The organism is Pseudomonas gregormendelii, from assembly GCF_017114825.1.
GTDB classification, from domain to species: domain Bacteria; phylum Pseudomonadota; class Gammaproteobacteria; order Pseudomonadales; family Pseudomonadaceae; genus Aquipseudomonas; species Aquipseudomonas gregormendelii.
In genome coordinates this window covers 23,221-30,161 of record NZ_JADEVO010000052.1, presented here as the reverse complement: position 1 = coordinate 30,161, position 6,941 = coordinate 23,221, and the positions used below count along the sequence as shown (strand labels likewise).

At 59.3% G+C, this 6,941-nt stretch carries 7 protein-coding genes and 1 pseudogene; 2 read left to right on the top strand and 6 right to left on the bottom strand.

Annotated elements, in window-relative coordinates:
• Window positions 1-329 precede the first annotated feature (329 nt).
• Window positions 330-611, top strand: coding sequence for a hypothetical protein (locus tag IMW75_RS24640; protein WP_205894005.1), 282 nt, complete (start codon window positions 330-332; stop codon window positions 609-611).
• Between the two features lie 230 nt (window positions 612-841).
• Here the strand turns inward: IMW75_RS24640 and IMW75_RS24635 are convergent, their stop codons facing one another.
• The 5 genes from IMW75_RS24635 to IMW75_RS24615 all read right to left on the bottom strand — a co-directional run bounded on the left by IMW75_RS24635 (window position 842) and on the right by IMW75_RS24615 (window position 4,591).
• Window positions 842-1,111, bottom strand: a complete 270-nt coding sequence (locus tag IMW75_RS24635; RefSeq protein WP_237142327.1) for a hypothetical protein — start codon at window positions 1,109-1,111, stop codon at window positions 842-844.
• 11 nt (window positions 1,112-1,122) lie between these two features.
• Window positions 1,123-1,680: a hypothetical protein gene (locus IMW75_RS24630; RefSeq protein WP_205894003.1), complete on the bottom strand. Its 558-nt coding sequence runs from the start codon at window positions 1,678-1,680 to the stop codon at window positions 1,123-1,125.
• Window positions 1,677-2,258: an RNA polymerase sigma factor gene (locus IMW75_RS24625; protein ID WP_205894002.1), complete on the bottom strand. Its 582-nt coding sequence runs from the start codon at window positions 2,256-2,258 to the stop codon at window positions 1,677-1,679. The genes IMW75_RS24630 and IMW75_RS24625 overlap by 4 nt, the downstream gene beginning before the upstream one ends.
• 1 nt (window position 2,259) lies before the next feature.
• Window positions 2,260-3,945: a vWA domain-containing protein gene (locus tag IMW75_RS24620; protein ID WP_205894001.1), complete on the bottom strand. Its 1,686-nt coding sequence runs from the start codon at window positions 3,943-3,945 to the stop codon at window positions 2,260-2,262.
• 85 nt (window positions 3,946-4,030) lie between these two features.
• Window positions 4,031-4,591 (bottom strand): YbhB/YbcL family Raf kinase inhibitor-like protein, encoded by a 561-nt coding sequence (locus IMW75_RS24615; protein ID WP_045059483.1) that lies wholly within the window; start codon window positions 4,589-4,591, stop codon window positions 4,031-4,033.
• Window positions 4,592-4,748: 157 nt separating this feature from the next.
• On the opposite strand from IMW75_RS24615, the pseudogene IMW75_RS24610 reads away from it, so the two are divergent.
• Window positions 4,749-4,985: pseudogene (locus IMW75_RS24610) on the top strand (pyridine nucleotide-disulfide oxidoreductase); the annotation flags it as partial.
• Between the two features lie 165 nt (window positions 4,986-5,150).
• Here IMW75_RS24610 and IMW75_RS24605 read toward each other — a convergent pair.
• Complete coding sequence (locus IMW75_RS24605) at window positions 5,151-6,656, bottom strand: YdgA family protein (protein WP_205894000.1); 1,506 nt, start codon at window positions 6,654-6,656, stop codon at window positions 5,151-5,153.
• Window positions 6,657-6,941 lie beyond the last annotated feature (285 nt).

Below are 6,941 nucleotides of genomic sequence, written 5' to 3'. Positions count from 1 at the left end.
CAGGCTTCGCCATTCTTGTGCTGGCAAAATAGGAAGTGGGCTAATTGCCACAGATGAAGAAATCGGGAGCATAGCTTCGGGGGATCAGATGGTGGCTTTGAATGTGGGGTTCATGGAGCGGATACGAAACAGGGTGGTGTGAATGCCCCAGTGTGACGCTGGCGCCGGCTTGCTCATTGTGGGTGCGCGCTCAGTCAGGCGGATTGCGGATGGATTCATAAACCGGATGGGTTAGGACAGGGTTATGTGTTGGTAATCACCAACGATAGAAACTACATTGGTGGCAATCTTGTTATGTGGCAGCAATCGAGCTGCAAGGACCAGCAGGGATGAATGAAGAGCAGCACCAACGCCGCATCGTATTGTGGCAAGGATCATTTTCCGTGATTACAGCCTTTGCACTTCTTATCTTGGTATTGCTGCTGAGTGACCGCACGCCTCCAGTAATTTCGAAACACCTGTTGGCTCAAATCCGATCCTTCAAGCGAATCAATCTTCGAAGGTGGCGTGCCTGGCAAGCGAGTCAATTCCGGCAGAATCACCATAAGGCAAAACTAGACCGTTCATCCGATGAGATAAATCCGAGTCATCATCGTTTTGGTGCACTCTGAGCGTAAGGACAGCACAGGGGAAAACACCCCAGCAGCGAGCGTCGTGTATGCCCTCTTGTATGCCAAACTGAACAAGCCCGTACCAAACCCTTATAAAGCGGGCGTCACAGCCTCCAGTTCAAACGACGCCTGGGCACCATAGTAGAAACGAAAAAGCCCCAGGCCTTAAGGTGTGGGGCTTTTTTTGTGGGTGGTGTCTCGACCTGAATCAGGTTTACTCCGCAGCTCCCTCACTCCGTAGTCCAATCAAACTCATCATATTCATCATCCCCCTCCTCATCCTCGAACACCCCATCATCAAGGTCATCCTCCTCCAAGGCATGCTCCTCCTCCTGAGCCAACAGGAATTCCTTGCGGCTCTCGGTCACTGCCCGCCTTAGTTCCTCTCCCTTCACCGGGCAGTTGAGCATTTGGGCGATGCGGTCGATTTTTTTCGCCATGGCTTCCTCCAACGCATCGGCTATGGCCCGATAGTGCGCGCTTTCGTGGCTGGTTGCCAAATGGCGGACGGTTATCGGTGCTGGTTTTTCTGCAGTTCCTTGAGCCGGTCGTCGAGGTTTTCGTTGGGGAAACGTTGTTTCAGCGACTCTAACAACTTGTCCGCCGCTGGTTTCTGACCGATTTGCTGCAGTCGTTCCACCTCAAGCAACTGCTCATCCAGGCTCTTTGCCGGCGCCGCCATGCGTTTGCTGACTTCGGCTTCGTCGGCCATTTGCGCACGCATGGATTCACGCTGCGCAGGCGCGGCGAGTTCGGCCATCGGCGCTGCAGGTGCCGGGGCGGAGGATTTGGGGGTTGGCGCGAAGTCGTGGACGGGCTCCTGCTCGGGACCGGGTTGTACCAGCGCCAGCATCAGCGCTACGCCGACCAGGCTGGCGAATGCGACTTGCCAGCGCGGCTTTTGGCAGGCTTGCGACCACCGCTGCCAGAGGCTTGCCTTGGGTGCCGGGGTCTCTCGATGCGCTGCGGCGAGGATGAACGCATCGAGGTGTGCCGGTGGCTCGTCGGTAGACTGTTCACGAAAGTGTTTCACCACTTCCTCTTCAGGTGCTTTACGGGCGTCAGTCATGTCAGTACCTCCTCGGCCAGCAGCCGACGCAGTTTTTGCTGGGCGTAACGCAAGCGACTCTTGACGGTTTCCAGCGGTGTTTCAGTGAGGGTGGCGATCTGTGGCAAGTCGAGATCGCCGTGGGCACGCAGCAGGAACACTTCGCGCTGGTCCGCCGGCAGGGTTTGCAGGGCGGTTTCCAGGCGCTGGGTGTCGCGGCTCAAGCTCAGTAATTGCGCAGGGTCGGCGGCGTCATCAGGCAAGGCGTGGACCTGTTCGTCATAGCTGTCGTGCAAAGGGTTACGAATTCCGTGTTTGCGCCAGTGGTCGATCAGTCGATTGCGGGCAATCTGGTACAACCATGTACGAAAATTCGCCCGGCCTTGTGGCTGGCTGGTGCTGCGGATCAGGCTCAGCCAGGTGTCCTGGTACACCTCTTCGGCCAGCTCGGCTTTACCGCTGAGGCCAAGAAGGAATCGGTACAGTCCCTGGCGGTGGCGGGCGTACAGGATCTCGAACGCCACGCTGTCGCCTGAGCGGTAGCGGGCCAGCAGCGATTCGTCGCTGCTGGTGGCCGAGCTTGGGGGCGGGGCAGTCATGTCAGTGGGTCTCTTGGATCATTGCCTGATGTTCGGTGGTTTGCAGGCTTTGCGCCAGCTCGACCAACTGCACGAACTCCGCTCGCAGGCCAAACCGGTCTTCGCCCCGGGCGCCACGGGCCAGTGCCTCAGTGTCTTTCAGACTGAAGCTGGCGGTATAGCGCCCGTCCTTCAGCTGCTGGGAAAAAGCTGCCACGGCTGCGGCGAATCGCAGATCGTCAGAGGCGGCTGCGGCTTGGCCTGCAACGATCGGGCGTTCAATCAAGCGACTATTCCCACCTTCCGGCAGCTGATAACGCACGCGCAGCATGGCCATTTCCGTTGTCTTGGCGGCATGAATGCTGGCGGCCTGGCTGTAGCGCAGCGGCTCCAGCCAACCCTTCTCCCCCTTTGGAACAATTTCGTACAGGGCGGTTACCGTATGGCCTGCGCCGATTTCGCCAGCGTCGACCTTGTCGTTGCTGAAATCTTCGCGTTTCAAGGCGCGATTTTCATAGCCCAACAGGCGGTACTCGCTGACCTGGGCCGGATTAAATTCCACTTGCAGCTTCACGTTTTTCGCGACGACCGCGAGGGTTGAACCGAGCTGGTCCACCAGGACCTTGCGCGCCTCGCGCAGGTTGTCGATATAGGCGTAGTTGCCATCGCCCGCGTCGGCCAGTTGCTCCATCAGGTGTTCATTGTAGTTATCCACTCCGAAACCCATTGTGGTCAGGGAAATACCGGTCTTGCGCTTGTCCGCCGCCATTTGCTTGAGGCTGTCGAAGTCGCTGATGCCGACGTTGAAGTCGCCATCCGTGGCCAGCAGGATGCGGTTGATACCTTTTGCAATGAACGCCTGCCGTGCCAACTGGTAGGCCAGTTCGATGCCTGATGCGCCAGCGGTCGAGCCGCCCGCCGATAACTGATCGATGGCTGTTCGAATTTTCGCTTTTTCCCGTCCGGAAGTTGGCTCCAGCACCACACGAGATTCACCGGCGTATACCACCAGTGACACGCGATCCTGATCGCGCAGTTGATCGACCAGCAGTTTCAGCGTGCTCTTGACCAGCGGCAGGCCTTCGCGGCGGTCCATCGACCCGGAGACGTCGACCAGGAAGACCAGGTTCGCCGGGGCCAAGTCAGCCACTGCGTGGTCCGAGGCCCTAATGCCGATGCGCAGCAACCGGGTGTGCGCATTCCAGGGAGTTGGCGCCAGCTCCGTGGTCACGCCAAAGGGCGAGCCGTCGGTGGGTAAGGCGTAGTCGTAGGGAAAGTAGTTGACCATTTCTTCCAGGCGCACCGCGCCTTCGGGCGGCAGGCGCCCCTGGTTGAGCAAGCGCCGGACATTGGCGTAGGCGCCGGTATCGACGTCGGCACTGAAGGTTGAGACCGGCGTTTGAGCCACGCTGTGGATCGGGTTATCGGCCAGCGCCTGATACCGCTCGCGCTGCTGGTCCTGGTAGCCCGCAGGGGATGCTTCTGGCATTGGCGCAAAAGTCGCCAGCGGCGCTGCTCGCACAGTGCGCTTGGCCGCGGAAGCATCGCCAATGACCAAGGCTTCGGTCTTCAACTCAGCCTGCGCGGGTGCTGAGGCAATCGAAGCGGAGTCTGGCGTGGACGAGACACCGCAACCGGCCATCGCCAGCAGCAGGCCCGCGGCGAAACCATGGGCGGCCGGGCGGAGGAAATGCAGAGGGAGGGACATGGGGGCTGACCTCAAGGAAGATGATCCATTCATCCTTTGAGACGGGCAGCCCGGCAGGTTCGGGTTAACTCACCGGAAAAAATATTCAGCGGTGATAACGGCGCACCACGCTGCTGTTCTTCAGCACATGCCCTTTGATCTTTTCCAGCAACTGAGTACGCGTCAGGCCGGCGGGCAAGGCGTCGGGAGCGAGGTCCAGGGCGTAAAGCTGGATGATGTAGTGGTGGGCGCTGTCGCCGACAGGCGGACAAGGACCGACGTAGGCCTTGGTGCCCTTGCTGTTCAGGCCACCGACTCCGTCGAGCGTGGGCTTGGTGCCCGCACCTTCGGCAATCTGATGGGTAGAGGCCTTGATGCCGTAATGCAGCCAATGATCGACGCCCTGGCCTTTTTGCCCGTCGGGGTCATGCATCACGATCGCGTAGCTCAAGGTGCCGGCCGGGCCGGCATTCCAGCTCAGTGCCGGGGAAACGTTGTGGCCGCCGCAGCCTTCGGCGTCGCTGGCGGCCGCGGCAGTGAACAGCCGGTCATCGGAGACGCCCGGGATGTTAACAGTGAAACGCTCATGGGCCTGGGCCGGCAGTTGTACGCAGAAGGCAACTGCAAGGGCCGCCAGCCAAGGGGTCAAAGAGGTCAATCGGGTCATTGCGGAGCACCTGGTGCGGGTGGGGCCAACGTCGGCTTGCGAACTATAGCCGCACCGTTCGCGCCGTGGCAGAGGGATTTGGCTGAACCTCGCGATCGGCCGCCCAGTCTTAATGGAAATGCCTGCCTTGAGAGCGATCATGGCCTTGCAACGCGTCTGGACCTGGCATTTCGGCAAGAACTACGACTACCTCGGGCACGCTGAAACGTGGGACTAGGTGGAGTTCAAGGGCGACCCCTACCATCCGCCGTTTATTGGGCTGTTTGGTAAAAACGGAGTGGTTTCCGCTGCAGTTGCGTGCGATGAAGAGTGGGCGATGGCGATGCTGGCAGAACGTATGAAACAGCCGTTGTCCGTGGATGAGGCCTGGCGACTGATTCGCGATGCCCGATGAATTCTTGGCTGCAAAATTTCCCGTAGGAGCTGCCGAAGGCTGCGATCTTTTGATGTTGAAAGTCAAAAGATCGCAGCCTTCGGCAGCGCCTACAGGGGAGCGTTTTATCCGCAAGTGCGAGGCGCCCTGAAGCAGACGCCGAGCGCTTCTGCGCAACGGTTGGCCTTACTCGACGGGCACCGGAGCACTGATTTTGCTCATGATGAAGCCGACAAACTCTTCAACGGTCATCTTCTGGCCATTGAACTCCACCAGGTTGTTGGCGTAGTGCAGCTTGGTGACGATGTTGTTGCCATCGAGTCTGGCAAACTCGCTGCCCACCGCCATGCTGCCGAACATGTCCGCAGTGGCCATGGCCTGATCGGCGATCAGCTTGGCATCGGTCTGGCCATCGATTTGTGACTGCACGCTGAACAGGTCAACCAGCATCGGCTTGGACACTTGCACGTTGAGGTCCAGCAGGGCGATCAGCTGCTGAGTCAACTGGTCCGGCGGCAGGTCCATCGATTTCGGCTTGGTCAGGTCGAGCACCAGGTTGGCCTTGCTTTCGCCGTTGGCGGTTTTCAGCGAGAGGTTTTCCAGCGCAACCTGCGGCCCGGCGGCCAGCAGTTTTTCCAGGCCGGTTTTTACCTGGGCCTCTTCGGCAGGGGTCAGCACCAGCTCCGGCGCCGGCAGACCTGCTGCTGCCGCTTCAGCCGCGGCCTTCTCGTAAGGTTGCAGTTTGGTCTGGTAAACCTGCATCAACGACATGGTCGCCGGAATGTCCAGGTTCTTCAGGCTCATGGCCATCTGCGCGGAGCCGATGGTCTTGCCGTTCAGCGACACCTCGCCCACCTTGTAATCGGCACGGCCTGAAGCGCTGGTGCCCGATTCTTCGGTCTGGTTCTTCATTTCAAACTTCTTCAGGCCTAATACTGACTGGCCGGCGCCGAAGGTGGTCTTGTTGTCGGTCAGCTCGACGGTGTTTTCGCCGACGTAATACCCGTAGGTACCCTTGGTCAGGTTGCTGGCGAAGGTCAGGCCGCCGAGTTCGACTTTAACCGGCGTCAGGTCCTCAGCCACGGTCGTGAGGGTCAGGCTGTCCATGTAACCGTTGGCCTTGACCTTTTGCGCCTGGGCGCTGGCATCGACGTCGACGTTCAATCCGGAAAATTTCAGCTGGGACTTGTCGTCAAGGGCGACGTCCAGCGGCAGCAACTGGAGGTTACCGTTGGTGGATTTGTCGTAGCCGATGTTGACCACGCCGGTGAGCGGGGATTTGTCCTTGGCAGCGGCGAACCATTTGGCGGTGAGTGGGGTTTTTTCCAGTTCGTAGTGACTGGTGGCCATGACTGGCAGCCACTTCAGCGATACGAGGCGGGAGAATGGCAGAGGGCCGTGCTCGATGTGGTCGACGAACAGTAACTCCACCGGGGCTTCACCGAACATCTCGCCTTCACCCTTGAGGCGGTAATGCGCGGTGCTGCTGAATATGTTGCGCTCCAGCGATACCAGCTCCAGCGACGCGGTGCCGTTGGAACCTACCAGCGCGGCTTGCAGCTCCTTGTTGGCATCGGCGATCGAGGTATTGAGCACGCCTTCAAGCTTGGTGCCGGTGTACCAGGCACCCCCTGCGCTGATTGCACCGATTGCCACGACAATTCCCAGAAGCACGCCTGCTGATTTATTCATGAATTACCCGATCAATGTCCGTTGTTTGAAGGTGTGTCGTCTTCCCTGAACCCGTGACGGGTTACGGACACGACTAAGCTGAAAGTGCGATGGAGATTAGCACCGGGCGCACTGGGTGGCCCAATGATTAAAGGTTTAGGAGCAAAGCTTGCTCGCGATGACTCCGGCTCATCCACCTGCAGCGTGGCTGACGGACCGTTATCGCGAGCAAGCTTTGCTCCTACAGGTGTCAGAGATCCCACAGTTGCCACAGTTCCCTGAGGGCCACCGGGATGATTTCAGATG

Coding starts and splice junctions, on each gene's coding strand:
- IMW75_RS24640 (WP_205894005.1), top strand. CDS start 330: ATGAATGAAGAGCAGCACCAACGCCGCATCGTATTGTGGCAAGGATCA.
- IMW75_RS24630 (WP_205894003.1), bottom strand. CDS start 1,680: ATGACTGACGCCCGTAAAGCACCTGAAGAGGAAGTGGTGAAACACTTT.
- IMW75_RS24625 (WP_205894002.1), bottom strand. CDS start 2,258: ATGACTGCCCCGCCCCCAAGCTCGGCCACCAGCAGCGACGAATCGCTG.
- IMW75_RS24620 (WP_205894001.1), bottom strand. CDS start 3,945: ATGTCCCTCCCTCTGCATTTCCTCCGCCCGGCCGCCCATGGTTTCGCC.
- IMW75_RS24615 (WP_045059483.1), bottom strand. CDS start 4,591: ATGACCCGATTGACCTCTTTGACCCCTTGGCTGGCGGCCCTTGCAGTT.
- IMW75_RS24605 (WP_205894000.1), bottom strand. CDS start 6,656: ATGAATAAATCAGCAGGCGTGCTTCTGGGAATTGTCGTGGCAATCGGT.